This is a genomic window from Pseudomonas sp. Tof1, from assembly GCF_055390395.1.
In genome coordinates, this window is record NZ_AP024344.1 from 2,417,341 (window position 1) to 2,432,106 (window position 14,766).

12 protein-coding genes and 2 pseudogenes are annotated in these 14,766 nt (G+C 59.1%); 4 read left to right on the forward strand and 10 right to left on the reverse strand.

Going from position 1 to position 14,766, the window contains the following annotated elements; all coding sequences use genetic code 11:
- Positions 1–39: 39 nt before the first annotated feature.
- The 6 genes and pseudogenes from ACZ5KU_RS11185 to cynR form a co-directional block, all read right to left on the reverse strand.
- Positions 40–1,392, reverse strand: coding sequence for an OprD family outer membrane porin (locus ACZ5KU_RS11185; RefSeq protein WP_464737155.1), 1,353 nt, complete (start codon positions 1,390–1,392; stop codon positions 40–42).
- Positions 1,393–1,613: 221 nt separating this feature from the next.
- Positions 1,614–3,455: a DAHL domain-containing protein gene (locus ACZ5KU_RS11190; RefSeq protein ID WP_054061092.1), complete on the reverse strand. Its 1,842-nt coding sequence runs from the start codon at positions 3,453–3,455 to the stop codon at positions 1,614–1,616.
- A 169-nt stretch (positions 3,456–3,624) separates the two neighbouring features.
- Complete coding sequence (locus tag ACZ5KU_RS11195) at positions 3,625–5,001, reverse strand: nucleobase:cation symporter-2 family protein (protein WP_464737156.1); 1,377 nt, start codon at positions 4,999–5,001, stop codon at positions 3,625–3,627.
- 131 nt (positions 5,002–5,132) lie between these two features.
- Positions 5,133–5,249 (reverse strand): annotated as a pseudogene (locus tag ACZ5KU_RS11200) (DNA alkylation repair protein); the annotation flags it as partial.
- Between the two features lie 18 nt (positions 5,250–5,267).
- A complete protein-coding gene (locus tag ACZ5KU_RS11205) occupies positions 5,268–6,320 on the reverse strand; it encodes a diguanylate cyclase (RefSeq protein WP_054062766.1) in 1,053 nt (350 codons plus the stop codon).
- 377 nt (positions 6,321–6,697) lie between these two features.
- Positions 6,698–7,585, reverse strand: coding sequence for a transcriptional regulator CynR (gene cynR / locus ACZ5KU_RS11210; RefSeq protein WP_464737157.1), 888 nt, complete (start codon positions 7,583–7,585; stop codon positions 6,698–6,700).
- A 111-nt stretch (positions 7,586–7,696) separates the two neighbouring features.
- Here cynR and ACZ5KU_RS11215 point away from each other — a divergent pair, with 111 nt between their 5' ends.
- The 3 genes from ACZ5KU_RS11215 to ACZ5KU_RS11225 all read left to right on the forward strand — a co-directional run bounded on the left by ACZ5KU_RS11215 (position 7,697) and on the right by ACZ5KU_RS11225 (position 9,232).
- The gene (locus ACZ5KU_RS11215) at positions 7,697–8,356 is read left to right on the forward strand and encodes a carbonic anhydrase (protein ID WP_054056926.1); all 660 of its coding nucleotides are present in this window, start codon (positions 7,697–7,699) and stop codon (positions 8,354–8,356) included.
- A gap of 28 nt (positions 8,357–8,384) precedes the next feature.
- Positions 8,385–8,855, forward strand: coding sequence for a cyanase (cynS, locus tag ACZ5KU_RS11220; protein WP_054056925.1), 471 nt, complete (start codon positions 8,385–8,387; stop codon positions 8,853–8,855).
- A 122-nt stretch (positions 8,856–8,977) separates the two neighbouring features.
- Complete coding sequence (locus ACZ5KU_RS11225; protein WP_054056924.1) at positions 8,978–9,232, forward strand: DUF2790 domain-containing protein; 255 nt, start codon at positions 8,978–8,980, stop codon at positions 9,230–9,232.
- Between the two features lie 212 nt (positions 9,233–9,444).
- Here the strand turns inward: ACZ5KU_RS11225 and ACZ5KU_RS11230 are convergent, their stop codons facing one another.
- Positions 9,445–9,639, reverse strand: a complete 195-nt coding sequence (locus ACZ5KU_RS11230) for a hypothetical protein (protein WP_416772804.1) — start codon at positions 9,637–9,639, stop codon at positions 9,445–9,447.
- Positions 9,640–10,098: 459 nt separating this feature from the next.
- Complete coding sequence (locus ACZ5KU_RS11235; RefSeq protein ID WP_054056923.1) at positions 10,099–10,575, reverse strand: nuclear transport factor 2 family protein; 477 nt, start codon at positions 10,573–10,575, stop codon at positions 10,099–10,101.
- A gap of 680 nt (positions 10,576–11,255) precedes the next feature.
- On the opposite strand from ACZ5KU_RS11235, the pseudogene ACZ5KU_RS11240 reads away from it, so the two are divergent.
- Positions 11,256–12,805, forward strand: a pseudogene (locus ACZ5KU_RS11240) (histidine kinase famiy protein).
- Between the two features lie 377 nt (positions 12,806–13,182).
- On the opposite strand, the gene ACZ5KU_RS11245 reads toward ACZ5KU_RS11240, so the two are convergent.
- Both ACZ5KU_RS11245 and ACZ5KU_RS11250 read right to left on the reverse strand, forming a co-directional pair.
- Entirely contained in the window at positions 13,183–13,422 is a 240-nt protein-coding gene (locus ACZ5KU_RS11245; protein ID WP_081009834.1) for a DUF2934 domain-containing protein, read from the reverse strand.
- A gap of 28 nt (positions 13,423–13,450) precedes the next feature.
- On the reverse strand, positions 13,451–14,002 hold the full coding sequence (locus ACZ5KU_RS11250) for an ATP-dependent Clp protease proteolytic subunit (RefSeq protein ID WP_054062763.1): 552 nt from the start codon (positions 14,000–14,002) through the stop codon (positions 13,451–13,453).
- Between the last annotated feature and the right edge of the window lie 764 nt (positions 14,003–14,766).

Sequence of the window (14,766 nt, forward strand, 5' to 3'; positions counted from 1 at the left end):
AGCGTGGGAACGATCGGAGGCCTGGGAGCAGGGCGTGGATTACCACAGTGGAATGACGTAGCTCACGTAGAAGCGGTTTTCGTCCTGAAGGGTCTGGCCGGTGATTTCCGGGGCGGCGTGGGCGTTCTGCCATTTCACCCCGAGGCCCTTGAGCTGGCCGGTCTGCACTTCATAGGTCAGCGCCAGGTCGCGTTCCCATTCGCTGGCATCGCTGTTGGCGGCGGTGCGGATCTGGTCGCCGTGGGCGTAGGTGGCGGCGAACTTCAGGCCGTCGATGCCCAATTGGGCGAAGTCGTACTTGTACTGGGCCATCCAGGTCCGCTCGCCGGCGTGCTGGAATTTGTTCAATTGCAGGTTGGTCAGCGCCGGGGTGTCGGCACCGGAGCCCGGGCCCTGGCGGTTGTCGCCGCTGTTGAGGCCCGAGTCCAGGTACGGGAAGTCGCTGTCGCCAATGTTTTTCTGAATGCCCAGGCCCACGGTATGGCCGGCCAGGCTGTAGCTTTCCATCAGGCTGATGGTCGCCTGGTTGATCCGGCCCTTGCTGATGCCGTTGCCGTAGTAGCCGGCCGCCGCGTACTCGCTGTCACCGTCGCCGTTGCCTCCGATGCCGAGGCTGCGGTAGGCCCGCAAGTCGCTGTCGATGGCGCCGACAGGCAGTGCGTCATGGCGTTTGGCACCGAGGAAAGCCTGCTGGTAGTAGTCCTGCAGGCTCGAGTACCAGGCGCTCAGGGTGGTGCCGGGAATGCCCGCGTAGTCCGCGCCGCCATAGAGGAAGCGGTCGCTCTTTTGGGTGCCGCCGGCGGTGATCATGCTGGTGTCGCCGGTTTCGTTGCGGATCTTGGTCTGGTTGATGTCGCCGACGGTGAAGGTGAAGTTGTCCAGGTCCCTGGAGACCAGTTGCGCGCCGGTGTTGGTCTGGCGGTACAGGCGGCCGTCGGTATTGGCCAGCATCGGGTTGTTCTGGTACAGGGTGCCGATGCGCAGCTCGTCCTTGAGGAAACGTGCCTTGACGGTCGGGCTGAGTACGCCGAACTGGTCGGCGGACTTGCCGTCATCCAGGGGGAACATGCTGCCGGGGTAGCGGCCCTGGTGGCTCCTGTCGTTGAGGTCGCCGCCCGAATCCAGCTTCAGGCCGTAGAAGGCCTGCAGGTCCAGGCCCAGGCCGATGGTGCCTTCGGTGTAGCCGGACTTGAAGTCGAACTGGAAGCCCTGGCCCCAGTCGCGAATGCTGTGGGCCTTGGCACTGCTGCCGCTGATGTCGCGCCCCTGCTGGTTCAGGTAGCGGTTGAGAAGGGTCACGTCGGCGTGGCTGTCATCGATGAAGTCGGCGTGGGCAGACATCATGATACTCGCCAGGGCGGCCCCCATCACGGGACTGTACAGCTTGTTCATTGGTTCGGGTCCTGGTCACGAAATTGAAATAAGAGCTGAAAACTCTTGAAACAATTAAGCGGTGGCCATGTGACAGTTCCGAGTCAAATGCGGCGTGCAGCGGATGAAATTAAATTTAGAAAAGGCACCTTTCACCCAGTCTACAGCCTTGATTTATCAGCCTTTTTTCGGTGTGTTGCAGTGCTTCCGGCCTTGGGCGGGTGGCATGCCGAGGGGCCGGCCTACTGCGGGTTCGTGGGGGTGGCAGCATTGACGTCGGCAGGTCTGCGGGGCGGTTCGTCCAGGGGCACTTCCAGGGTGAACAGCGCCCCCTTGCCCGGCCCGTCGCTGTGCACACTCAGGCGCCCCTTCATCTCGACCGCCGCCAGGGCGCAACTGTGCAGGCCAAAGCCGTGGCCGTCCTTGCGGGTGGTGAAACCGTGGGTGAAGATGCGCGGCAGGTTCTCCGGCGAGATGCCTTCGCCATCGTCCTGCACGCCGATACGCAAGGTCGTGCCGTCGACCACCCGCACGCTCACGGTGATTTCACGTTCGCGGTTCGTCAGGTCGGACACGGCCTGCTTGGCGTTGCTGAGCAGGTTGATCAGGATCAGCAGCAGCCGGTGCTTGTCGCCGAGGAAGATCGGTACCGGCTGGTAGTCCCGGACGACCTTGACGTGATGCCGGGTCAGCGAACCGCTGTTCATGCGCAGGGCATCCTCGATCAGATCGGCGATATTCAGGGGTTCGAGCAGCTTGGGTGCACCGGCGTAGGATTGCTGGGTGCTGACGATTTCCTTGATGTGGTCGACGCTTTTGCTCAGTTGTCCCAGCTCCTGGACGATCTCCGTCTGTTCGGCGCCAATGGCGGTGACCAACTGGTTGAGGTAGGCGGGCAGCAGCTTGCCCTTTTCGTCCTGGCTGAAGAAATGGCCCAGGTCATCGGCCCGTTCGTTGATCAGTTGCACGGCCCTGCCGAGCCCCTGTGCCTTGCTGCCACGCACCCGGCGTGTCACCAGGTCGGCCGAGATGTTCACACTGTTGAGTACGTTGCCGACGTTGTGCAGCACGTTGGTGGCGATCTCCGCCATGCCCGCTGCCCGGGCCGTGCTCATCAGCTCGCTCTGCGCCTCGCGCAGTTCACGGGTGCGCTCTTCCACCCGCTGTTCAAGGCGTTCGTTGGCCGCCTGCAACGCGCTGTTCATCTGGTTGATCAGGGCATGGCTGCGCAACTGGCGGATGATCAGATAGAACACCCACAGCACCATGAGCGCCGCGCACAGGCTCAGATAGACCAGGTACTGGCGGTTTTGCAGGTCGGCGCGCCGCTGGTTTTCATTGAGCAGTTCGTTGATGGCGTCGAGGTTCGCCGCCACCGGAATGAAGCCGATGCGTTCCAGCAGGTCATTGGTCTGGGGCTGTTCGCTGACCACCACGTTGACCTGTTCGATCAGTTTGTCGATGGGTGCGGCGAAGGCGGGGGGAAGGGTGTTTTTCTGCGAGGTCAGGTACTGGATCTGGCGCTCGATCTTTTCGGCCCTGCCGTTGGTCACGTGGTGGGCGTATTCCATCGTGCTCAGGGTCAGTTTCGAGGCGCTGTACAGCACGCTGAGGGTTTCCACCGGGTGGCTGGTGCTCAACGGCTGCAGGTCGGCCTGGATCGCGTCCTCGATCGCCGACAGGCTTTCCAGGTCATCGCGCAGCGTGGTGTTGTGCGCCTGGAACTGTTCGATCAGTTTGCTCTTTTCCCCCGAGGCATCGAGGTAGGCTTTCTTGCGGGCCTGCCAGATGGGGGAACTGTCCAGGGCGCTGTTCAGCGTGACCAGTTGTTCCCAGCGCCTGCCCGATTCCGCGGCGGGGCCGGCCAGCAGGTTGTAGTTGTATTCGTCGCTGATGCGGGTCTTGAGAATCCTGGCATCGAGCCGGGCGTCCAGTTGCTTGAGCTGGCGAATCAGGTCGCGGGATTCGACGTAAGTGGAGGTCTCGCCCGAGAAGGCCTTGACCAGAAGGAATGCCAGGAGGCTGGCGAGAATGACGAACAGGGTGATCAGCGCGGTACCTCTGTACCTGCTCCATTGCATCATGGCGGACGTCCTGTGCACTACCGGGTCTTCACTGAGTGTAGTGCCGGCTGACGCTTTCGCCCTGAGAGGGGGTATGCGGACCCGACAGCCGGGCCGGTCCATCCGGGCCCGGGCGGTCGTCAGCGCCTGCCGGGCCGGACGTGGGGCAACCTTGCGTTGCCCCGTGCAATCATCCGTGTTGCGGCGATGGCGGCAGGAACCAGTTCAGTACCAGGGCGCAAATACCGCCGGTGGCGACACCGGATTCGAGCACGTTGCGCAGCGCCGCCGGCATGTGCGCGAGGAACTCCGGCACCTGCGACACCCCCAGGCCCAGGGCCAGGGACACGGCGATGATCAGCAGCGCCCGGCGGTCGAGGGTGATGCTCGCCAGGATGTTGATGCCCGAGGCCGCTACGGCGCCGAACATGACCATGGCCGCGCCGCCCAGCACCGGCTCCGGGACCGCCTGGATCGCGCCGGCCACGGAGGGGAACAGGCCGAGCAGGATCAGCATCAGGGCGATCCACTGGCCGATGTGGCGACTGGCGATGCCGGTGAGCTGAATCACGCCGTTGTTCTGGGCGAAGATCGAGCTGGGGAAGGTGTTGAACACCCCGGCCAGCAGCGAGTTGGCGCCGTTGACCAGCACACCGCCCTTGATCCGTTGCATCCACAGCGGGCCTTCGACCGGCTGGCGCGAGACCTTGCTGGTGGCGGTTACGTCACCGATGGCTTCCAGCGAGGTCACCAGGTAGATCACCAGCATCGGGATGAACAGCGACCAGGAGAAGCCCAGGCCGAAGTGCAGCGGCGTCGGCACCTGGAACAGCGGCGCTTCGTGCATGCCGGTGAAGTTCAGGCGACCCAGGTAGCCGGCCAGGGCGTAGCCGACGGCCAGGGCGATGACGATGGCGCAACTGCGCATCCACACCAGCGGGATGCGGTTGAGCGCGACGATGATCGCCAGCACCACGCCGGACAGCAGCAGGTTCTCGCCGTTGGCGAAGGTGCCGTTGCCCATGGCGCTGAAGCCACCGCCCATGCTGATCAGGCCGACCTTGATCAGGGTCAGGCCGATCATCAGCACGACGATGCCGGTCACCAGCGGGGTGATCATGCGTTTGACGAAGGGCAGGATGCGCGAGATGCCCATTTCGACGAAGGAACCGGCGATGACCACGCCGAAGATTGCAGCCATGACGGCTTCCACCGGTGTGCCTTGCTTGACCATCAGGGCGCCGCCGGCGATCAGTGGGCCGACGAAGTTGAAGCTGGTGCCCTGGACGATCAGCAGGCCGGCGCCGAACGGCCCGAAACGACGGCACTGGACGAAGGTGGCGAGGCCGGAGATCACCAGTGACATCGAGACGATCAGGTTGGTGTCACGGGCCGACACGCCCAGGGCCTGGCAGATCAGCAGGCCGGGGGTGACGATCGGCACGATGATCGCCAGCAGGTGTTGCAGCGCGGCGAGCAGGCCGATCAGCAGGCGAGGGCGGTCCTCAAGGCCAAGGATCAGTTCATTGGCCTGGGGGGCGCTGGGCGGGGTCTGGTGAGAGGTCATGGCAAGTGCCCTGGCAAAAATGAGCGGCGATTCTACTGCAACGGTCTGGGGCGTGAAGCACTATCTGTGGGAACGGGTTCGACATGCCCGCTCCCACAACGCCAGCGCCCAACGGCGCGCGTGGCGCAGTCGAGGATGTCGAAACCGCTGCCCAGCCGCTCGCCATTGATCAGCAGGTGCACTGCATGGTGGCCGCTGTAGTGGCGGCGCGTGGTGAGTTCGCGGATGTGCTGGAGGCGGCTCGTGTTCTGCTGTTTCCGGCGCTTTTATTGAACGACCGTCGGGGCGCAGTGGGGGCTGTCCGTGACAATCCGGTTGCGCCCGCTTTTCTTGGCTTTATAGAGAAGGCTGTCTGCGTGGGCGAACCACTGTTTTGCACTTTCGAACTCGTCATGCCAACTGGCTATGCCTACGCTGACGCTCAATGAAGGGGCTACGATATGAGCGCTGTTGATTTTGAAATTTTGACAGGCGCGCTCGATTATCGTTGCAGCCTGCTCCAGGGAAACGCCCTCCATGATTATGCAGAACTCATCGCCGCCGAACCTGGCAATAAGGTCGGCAGAGCGTAAGGAGGACCTGAGTGTTTTGCTCAGCAGGCAAAGAATGGAGTCACCAGTCGGGTGGCCGTAACGGTCATTCACTGCTTTGAAGTTGTCCAGATCAAGCACTATGAGAAACGTGTTGTTTTTTCTGTTGTTGGAGCTGGCGATGTTCTTCAGCTCTTCGTCCAGGTATCTCCTGTTTAAAAGCCCGGTTAGTTCGTCTGTTATGCTAAGGCTGTTCAGGGTGTTTTTTATCTTGTATAGCTCTGAGGCAAGCTTATATGAGGTAAAGCTTACCGAGATAGGGTATAGCGTCAACAGTGGCAGGCTTGACCAAGCCGACAGAATTGAGCTTTGTTGTAAGTCTATTCCGACGAGAATCTGCCACGCGAGTATGCCTGATGCTTGCAGGGTCAGCCCTTTTTTCAGACTCTTCAAACCGCCCGTGTTGATGGCGTTCATTGCCACCATTGCGGATAGGCTTATTGAAGAGATCGGGTTTAATCCGATGGCGCCCATCCATAAGCCGCACAGCAGTGAGTCGACGTCCAGATTTCGTATTTCTGCCATGTAAGGGTTTTTTGAGCGGTTGGAAATTCTGTAGGCTACATGGGGCCATATTGCAACATTTATAAAAAGCAATGACGCCAGGATCAGGAAATTCTGTTGGTGGATGATGGATTCTAGAATGATGGGCGCACACAATATCGTACCCAGTATTCGTGGGTAGTAGATTCTCTTGGTGAACCGTTTTCCATGCTTTATTCGATCCAAGGTTCACCTCTACTGATCACGTGACATGCTCCTGTATGCCATCATGTCTGTCGTGTTTTGTCTAGCATCATGGATTCTGGTTTTCGGTTTTTGCCAATTCCTCTTGTGGGAAAATTGGACTGGCTAACCGGGTTCTTGATTGACGCCAATGAGTTTTAGTTGGTGAGCGAGGTTCATGTATCGGAGCGGATACAGCACTTCGGGTAAGGGCCCGGAAGAGGCTTTGTCATACAGACCCTAGTAGTGTGGATTTCAGATAGATGTGCAGGCCTGGTCGGTGGTCGCCTGAATGCACCATGACTTTTCGGCACTGACCCCTCGACTTCAACCGACCTGTCGTGGCTGCCGTCTCCAGCCGGTCAGCGGCTTCTAGACCCTCATTCGTTCAGTTGAGCAGAAACTTCTTTCGCCAGCTCGATGAAAACCCGAGCCGCGGCGCTCTGGTAGGCGCCTTTGCGTTGCATGAGGACGGCGGTGCGCTGCAAGCGTTCGGGCTCGAGTGCGATCGCCACCAGGTCGCCATGGGCGAAGGCGGTGTTGGCGGGCAACAACGTCGACAGCGTGGTCCTGCGAACGATTTCGATCACTGCACCGAGTGCATTGGCCTCCATCCGCACTTCAGGGCGTATTCCGTGCTCGCGGCAGTAGCGATCGATCTGTTCGCGGGTCGCGAATTCCGTGCTGAGTAGAACCAGCGACTCGCCGATCAGGGCCTGAGGGCCAATGGAACTTTCCTGCGCCAGGGGGTGGGTGCGGTTCACCACCAGGGCGAGGGTTTCGATCAGCAAGGGCAGGGAATCGATGTCCGGGGTGTGTATTTCATCGAACGCGATCCCCACGTCCAACGCTCCAGCGATGAGCAGGTCCTCCATGCGCTCCTGGGAGATCTCCTGCACGTTCAGGGTGATCTGCGGGTAACGCGAGTGGAATGCCTCGACCAGGGGGCCCACCAGGTAGGTCGTGAAGGTCGGTGTCACCGCCACCCGCAACGACCCGCGACTGAGGTCGCTCACATCATGGATGGCTCGCCTGGCTTCGCGCAGTTCCTGTGAGGCCCGGCGCGCATACTGTAAATAGACCTCCCCGGCATCGGTCAGACAGGTCGTGCGTCCAGAGCGATCGAACAGCTGGGCGCCGAGACTTTCTTCCAGGAGCTTGACCTGCTGGGACAGCGCAGGCTGGGAGACATGCAACGCCGCAGCGGCCCGCGTGAAGCTGTGATGCTCCGCCACGGCGAGGAAATACTGGATGTGTCGGGCAAGCATGGATTTATCCATAAGATAATCTGATCAACAGCATAATAAATGAGACTTTTACCTTATGTAAGTCCACCCCTAATCTTGGCTTCAACAACCCGCGACATCGAGGACGAAGCCATGAAGGACATCATTGACGGTTTTCTGAAATTCCAGAGGGACGCCTTTCCCGAGCGGATCAAGCTGTTCCAGGACCTGGCCACGCAGCAGAGCCCAAGGGCGTTGTTCATCTCATGCTCTGACAGTCGGCTGGTGCCTGAGCTGGTCACCCAGCGCGAACCAGGCGATCTGTTCGTGATCCGCAACGCGGGCAACATCGTGCCTTCCTATGGCCCTGAGCCGGGCGGTGTGTCGGCCTCGGTCGAATATGCCGTCGCCGCGCTGCAGGTCGCCGATATTGTCATCTGCGGTCACTCCGATTGCGGGGCGATGACCGCCATTGCCACCTGCAAGTGCCTGGACCACATGCCCGCTGTGGCGGGCTGGTTGCGCTATGCCGATTCCGCCCGGGTGGTGAATGAGGCCCGCCAGCATCCGGACCAGCCGACCAAGGTCGCGGCCATGGTGCGCGAAAACGTGATTGCGCAATTGGCCAACATCCAGACTCACCCGTCGGTGCGCCTGGCCCTTGAAGAGGGCCGCGTGACCCTGCACGGCTGGATCTATGACATCGAGAGCGGGCGTATCGACGCCTTCGATGGCAGTACCGGGACCTTTGTGTCCCTCGCCGACCACCCGCAAGTCCACGCCGTTTCCAAACCAGCCAGGCAAGTTGCCTGAACCCGATATCAACCGAGGAGATAACCCCATGATCCAGACACAAGCCACCAAAAGCCTTCGCCAGGCCCTGACTGAAATCATCGTGATGGCCAAGGCCCGCAAAGGCCTGTCCTACGCGCAACTCACCGAGGGTACCGGCCTGTCCGAAGCCTTCGTCACGGCAGCCCTGCTGGGTCAGCACCCGCTGCCTGCCAACGCCGCGAAGGTCGTGGGCGAAAAGCTGGACCTTGACGCCGACGGCATCGCCTTGCTGCAGACCGTCCCGGTTCGTGGCTGCTTCGAGAACAGCGTACCGACCGACCCCACCCTCTATCGCTTCTACGAAATGCTGCAGGTCTACGGCACCACCCTCAAGGCTCTGGTCCACGAGAAGTTTGGCGACGGCATCATCAGCGCCATCAACTTCAAGCTGGACATCAAGAAGGTCGAAGATCCGGAAGGCGGTTCCCGTGCCGTGATCACCCTGGATGGCAAGTATCTGCCGACCAAGCCTTTCTGACCCTGCTGTGAGTCTGCCCGGCGTCTGACGGCGACCGGGCTACCCCCCAACCCCTTATCTCAGGCTGCGCCACCCCGGCGTGAAGCCAGGCCTTTTTTCGCCCTCAATACAGGTGAGTTGCCATGAAATATTTATTCGCTTTATTCCTGGGTGGTCTTTGCTCCGTTGCAGTAGCCGATGAACTCACTGCCCAAACCCCGCAGGTTACCGTCGAGTCCTATCGTGACGCTCAGGACCTGGATATCGCCCACGTGGTCGCCAGTACCGAAATACCGGACGTCTGCGGCGTAGTGCCTGTGCAGATGACTTATGACGACTCCAAGGGCATTCGGCACACCATCGCGTACCACGTCATGGGGACTGGCTGTACCCACTGATCATGCCTCTCGTCAGCCTGTCTGGCGCCCGATCATGCGGCGCCAGCGGCGGGGGACCTTGGCCGCAGTCGCGGGGCCCGGTTCCTCGGGAGCCAACCCTTCCTCATTCCGCGTTCTGACGTTTCAACGCGGTCGTTGCGATCCGTTCCGCCAAGTCCACATTCGACCGCATGCTCGCGGTTGACTTCCTCGTTTTTCTGGCACGCTTCGACTCAATCATAAACAAGCCTTGGATCAGTTTCTGGCCGCAGATGCTGGATGAGGTTCTGGCAGGCGTGTGATCGATGTGGGATCAGTGGGGTGCAGGCGCAGCGGCCATCGTTGCCCGTGGCCTTCCTTGCTGGCAACGGCAGTGGCGCCAGGCGTTTCGCGGTTTTGCCGTTGAACAGGATGAGTTCGGCAGTCATGGAGCCTGCTTGGGGCGGGTGCGGCTGCGGTATCTGTGAGCGAGTGGGCGACGCAGAGGCAGGGATCGGCCTTATCAGCAGACCTGATCCTTCTTGAGAAGGGTCAGGTCTGCTGGATGCTTGGCGGGGGTTAACGGGATGTTCAAGTCAATCTGGCTTGTATTGAATGGCCGGCCTTGGAGAAAGGCGCGTTGAAGCGATATTGGCGCAACTTTACTTGCGTTGACGACGCGGCTGTTACCCAACGCTGACGTCGTAAATAACGCGCTCGCCAGTAGTATCAAAACTCTATGGCGCAGGCGTACGGCTCCTCGAAACTGAAGTTTCGCCGCGCAGTGTCATCACGCTTGGAGCCGTACTTGCGTTATAGAGCGTTCATATTGAACGAATGGTTTTCGTCACGCCCTATCCAGTTGACCAACTTGAGATATAAAGATGGATCTGGATTGATGGGACAACTTACAGCCCAAGTTCTGTCAGGCCTGGATGATCATCCGGACGGCGCCCCAGTGGCCAGTGGAACTTGCGTTCGCTTTCCTTGATCGGCATGTCGTTGATGCAGGCGAATCGGCGGCGCATCAGACCATCCGCTTCAAATTCCCAGTTTTCGTTACCGTAGGAGCGGAACCAGTTACCGGAATCATCATGCCACTCGTAGGCGTAACGGACGGCGATGCGGTTATCGGTAAAGGCCCAGAGTTCCTTGATCAGGCGATAGTCCAGCTCTTTCTTCCATTTGCGGGTGAGAAAGCCCTTGGCCTCTTCGCGATTGGTCGCGAATTCAGCGCGGTTACGCCATTGGGTATCCAGCGTATAGGCGAGCGAGACCTTTTCGGCATCGCGGCTGTTCCAGCCGTCTTCGGCGAGTCGGACTTTCTCAATCGCCGATTCGCGAGTGAAGGGAGGAAGTGGCGGGCGAGTTTGGGCATTGGACATGGTAGTGCCTCCAGTCTGGTTGGATAAATCGGTATGGGTAACGTCTTTTGAAACTCAGGCCCTTATGAGGAGGCCTCTAACAACAACTATGCAAATTCCCTTGCATGGTCGGCTGCGCGATAATCATCCAGCGCGGGTGCCATAGTGATTGCGCCTTCCATTAATATTATTGACTGCCCGGCTTAAAATCAGCGTTTGCTCGATATTCAGTGCCCGGTCAGCCCAAGCGTATAATTCAGTCGTTTCTGCCTGCGCACTTTCGCAAACTTGCGGATGGGGATCATCTGGATCCCCAAACTTCTCCCGCAGTGTTGATCATCCACAGCCAGAAAGACCCTCCGACTCGAACCGGCCGTGAACGGATTAAGCACGCGATCCGTCATGGGTGGGTTCATGAGTTCAATGTAGAACGATCGTTCTCCCTGGTCAAGCGACACCGGGAGAATTTTTTTCCGAGGGGGTGAGCAGGCCAAGTCGAGAGGCATCAGGGAGCACTCCGAAAGTGCTGGATCGACCCTCATAGAAACCTGTTCGACGGCCTACGTCATGCACCTGCGATGGCGCAACAGGTCGAGAAACGAATCAAGCTGCACTCCGAAGCATTTTCACGGTCCATGTAAAACGCATCGTTGAGTGGGAGGTGAACCTTGGCAAGACAGAAAAAGCCCGTCGTCGATGGCATGCATTTGACGACGCTTTCTTCCAACCGCAAGGACCGCTTCTTCGCAGCCATGGACGCCAGCCACAGCGCGATGATCGTGACCGATCCGGCGCAGCCGGATAATCCGATCATTTTTGCCAATCAGGCATTCCTGACCCTGACCGGGTATGAGCACGACGAGGTCATCGGACGCAATTGCAGGTTCCTGCAGGGCCCGCAGACCTGCAAGGACACCCGACGGCAGGTGCAGTTGGCGGTCGGGCGGTACCATGAAGTGTGTGTGGAGGTGATCAATTACCGCAAGGACGGCTCCTCTTTCTGGAACGAGCTCTTTATTTTCCCGCTCTTCGATGAACGTGGCCGACTGACGTATTTTTTCGCCTCCCAGTTGGATGTGAGCCAGCGTCACGATGTGGCGCTGCGCAGGCGTCGGGCCCAGGACCTCGAGGCACTGGGGCAGCTCACCGGCGGTATTGCCCACGATTTCAATAATCTCCTCCAGGTGATGGTGGGCTATCTGGAATTGATTCAGTTGAGCGCAAAGCGTCCTGGCAGCGATCCGCAGCGTATTTTCAATAGCGCCAATCGTGCCAGGGCCGCCGCCGAAAAGGCGCAAACCCTGACTCAGCAGTTACTGGCGTTCTCGCGCAAGCAACGGCTGGAGAGTCGTGTGTTCAACCTGAACACCTTGTTGAGCCGCCCCGGCGTCATGGCGCGTGCGCTGCATGACGTCCACCTGCAGGTTGATCTGGCCGACGATCTGTGGAACTGCCTGATTGATCCTGGCCAGGCTGAGCTGGCGGTCCTGCAGTTGCTGACGAACGCCCAGGAGGCGCTGGAGGGCCGCGTCGATCCGACAGTGACCGTCAAAACCTGCAACGTGCGGATTCCAGGCGACGCCAAGCTTCAACGGGAGGGGTTGGCAGAGGGGCGCTATGTCAGCCTTTCGGTGAGTGACAATGGCAAGGGGATAGCGGCGGAGCTCCAGGACAAAGTCGTGCAGCCGTTCTTCACCACCAAGGAAGAGGGCAAGGGTTCTGGCCTGGGGTTGTCGATGGTGTACGGCTTTGCCAGGCAATCGGGGGCACGGCCCGCATCCATTCATACCCCGGTGTCGGCACCACGATACGCCTGTATTTTCCTGCAGATGACAGCGAGTACTGCGACGAGCAGGCGCCGACAGCGCCTCTGTCGCTGCAAGGTTGTGAAAGCATCCTGATTGTGGAGGACCGGCCCGAGGTGGCCGAGCTGGCACAGGTGATTCTGTCGGATTACGGCTATCAGATAGACACCGCGCACGATGCCGCCCAGGCATTGGCCCTGCTCCAGAACAAGGCCTACGACCTGGTGTTCAGCGATTTGATCATGCCGGGGGACATGGACGGCGCGGCACTGGCGCGTGAGATATCCCGCCTGTATCCGCACACCAGGATCCTGCTCACCACAGGCTACGCGAAAGACGCGCTGGAGCGGGCCAATATCCAGGTGCATGAGTTCGAGGTGCTTCCCAAGCCTTATCAGCCTGCTGACCTACCCCGAAAGATACGTGCCGTGCTTGACGCTCAGTGACACCGGCGCAAGACCGCGCTGGTCATGGTGAACCTGGGAGAGGGCTACCCAGGGCAGGTGAAAATCCTGTCGTTGTCAGGCAAAGCGTACACCGGCACAGACCTCTGAAATCCACCTCCCTATACAGCCCTTGCGTATTGACGTGTGGGGGCATGGGCTCAGGCGTTTGCCCGAGCCAGCCTTGGCGCATTGGCCAGATAAAATCCATAAAAAAGCCCGCACTGAGTACGGGCAAGACAGGAGTGCTTATGAGCAGCCTGGAGTGACCAGACTCACTATTGAGATTTAAAAAACCTGAGCTTTCTCGATTGTTTTTCCAGGTTGCCGACGGATGGTGGAGGTTCTTGAACAAGCGCGCCATGCCCGGATAGGCGGGTTCAGGTTGCGGTCTTTTTGCTGCGTACTTTGCGCGGGGTCGACGAGGAGGGTGCCTTGCTTTTTGAGTGTTCCGGTTCAGGTGGCGCGACGCTGCTCTCGACAGAGCCCGACAACTCGTCAGTGCCAGCCGCTCCCAGCTCATCCCTGGCTTGTAGCCAGTGTACAAAGTCCCGGCCATCAGGTTTGCCTTGCTGCTCCCAGATGCGATAGGCGGTGAGCCGAATCGTTTCTTCGTCCATTGTGATTCTCCCGTTTAAATCAAAGTCGTCAGGAATAAATGAAGCTGCTGACCGAGTCCGACTTGATGATGGGCAAGTCGATGGCATGGATCAGACCGGCGGCGATCGCTTGTTGCGGGTCAATGATCCTCGGTGCGGCGATCAGGTATTTTTCGGTTTCCAGTTTTTCGATAGCGCCGTGGGTGCGCTCGGCTACGATACGCACATACAGTTGCAGGTCGTAATCGAGGCTCATGGCATATTCGGACATGCGTGAATGATCTACGGCACCCTGAACATGCCAATGAAAGGGATGAAATAGAAACTTGCTGTATTGGCAGGCGGTCCTGCGCTCGCCAGCCAGGAAGATGATGTTGCCCATCGACTCGACTGTACCCAGATTGTGGGTATGCACGGGAATCGGCAGAGACAACAGAAAGTTGTACAGGGTAAACCCGTAGCTACATTCACCCCCCATGGTCGCGATATTGAGCACCAGCTCTGATGCGTCTTGCTGTACGGCCGCCGAGGCCTTTTCGATCAGTTGGCTGCAGGTGGAGGCGGTGATGGGCCCGGTGAAGTTGATAATGTGTAAAGGCATGGTTTCGCTCCATGAGGTAAACAGGAGAGCGCAGCTCCCCTGTATCAGGCACGTCAACGGTTGCGCCCGCTACCATGGCTGTTTCCACCACCCTGTTTAGCGGTTTCGTTCACACTCATATGGCCTTGCTTGTCTTGAGTACTCATGCTGGATTTCCTCTCTGTCAGAGAGATTTTTAGAATTTAATGCTGATGTGCCAGGGTTTTTATCAAATAGCGCAGCCTTATGGATGGTGTAATAGGTTTCTTTCACAAACGGGGGGGGCTGAGATGCACCGACGATGGCTTCGGACTGTCTGATCCTTCGCTGATGTTCGTAACAAGGGGGTGAATTCGAGGTCGGGCCAGTCTTGGCTTCAGGACGTGTTTCCACGCCTCGCTGGCGATTATTGTGCTGCTTATCAATTGACGTTCCCATGATCGATATCCTTGGTTTGACTGCATGTTTTCTGGCGATCTAGGCTATGTACGAAATCGCTTGAAACTTGGTTATGCGGCGTTAAAAACCGGCTCGGAATGCTCATTGACAACCAGTCAAGTCGGGCGCGACCCCGGGCGTTCCTCGCCGGTTTTTGCCTTGCCTAACCTGCGTTTCAAACAATTTCGTACACAGCCTAATTCGTGCTGCCGGCAACTATTCAGAGAGTGGCGGCGATGGGTGTGTTTTCTTTTTTTTCGAAAATGGCGACGAGCGGCATTCGGATAAATTTATACAAGTCGGGTGCCGCTTCGTATAAGTAGGCTGGCGGGGTTGATATTAAGGTG

Excerpts from the sequence above, each read along its gene's own strand:
- ACZ5KU_RS11185 (WP_464737155.1), bottom strand. The coding sequence starts at position 1,392 with ATGAACAAGCTGTACAGTCCCGTGATGGGGGCCGCCCTGGCGAGTATC.
- ACZ5KU_RS11190 (WP_054061092.1), bottom strand. The coding sequence starts at position 3,455 with ATGATGCAATGGAGCAGGTACAGAGGTACCGCGCTGATCACCCTGTTC.
- ACZ5KU_RS11195 (WP_464737156.1), bottom strand. The coding sequence starts at position 5,001 with ATGACCTCTCACCAGACCCCGCCCAGCGCCCCCCAGGCCAATGAACTG.
- cynR (WP_464737157.1), bottom strand. The coding sequence starts at position 7,585 with ATGCTTGCCCGACACATCCAGTATTTCCTCGCCGTGGCGGAGCATCAC.
- ACZ5KU_RS11215 (WP_054056926.1), top strand. The coding sequence starts at position 7,697 with ATGAAGGACATCATTGACGGTTTTCTGAAATTCCAGAGGGACGCCTTT.
- cynS (WP_054056925.1), top strand. The coding sequence starts at position 8,385 with ATGATCCAGACACAAGCCACCAAAAGCCTTCGCCAGGCCCTGACTGAA.
- ACZ5KU_RS11225 (WP_054056924.1), top strand. The coding sequence starts at position 8,978 with ATGAAATATTTATTCGCTTTATTCCTGGGTGGTCTTTGCTCCGTTGCA.
- ACZ5KU_RS11230 (WP_416772804.1), bottom strand. The coding sequence starts at position 9,639 with ATGACTGCCGAACTCATCCTGTTCAACGGCAAAACCGCGAAACGCCTG.
- ACZ5KU_RS11235 (WP_054056923.1), bottom strand. The coding sequence starts at position 10,575 with ATGTCCAATGCCCAAACTCGCCCGCCACTTCCTCCCTTCACTCGCGAA.
- ACZ5KU_RS11245 (WP_081009834.1), bottom strand. The coding sequence starts at position 13,422 with ATGGACGAAGAAACGATTCGGCTCACCGCCTATCGCATCTGGGAGCAG.
- ACZ5KU_RS11250 (WP_054062763.1), bottom strand. The coding sequence starts at position 14,002 with ATGCCTTTACACATTATCAACTTCACCGGGCCCATCACCGCCTCCACC.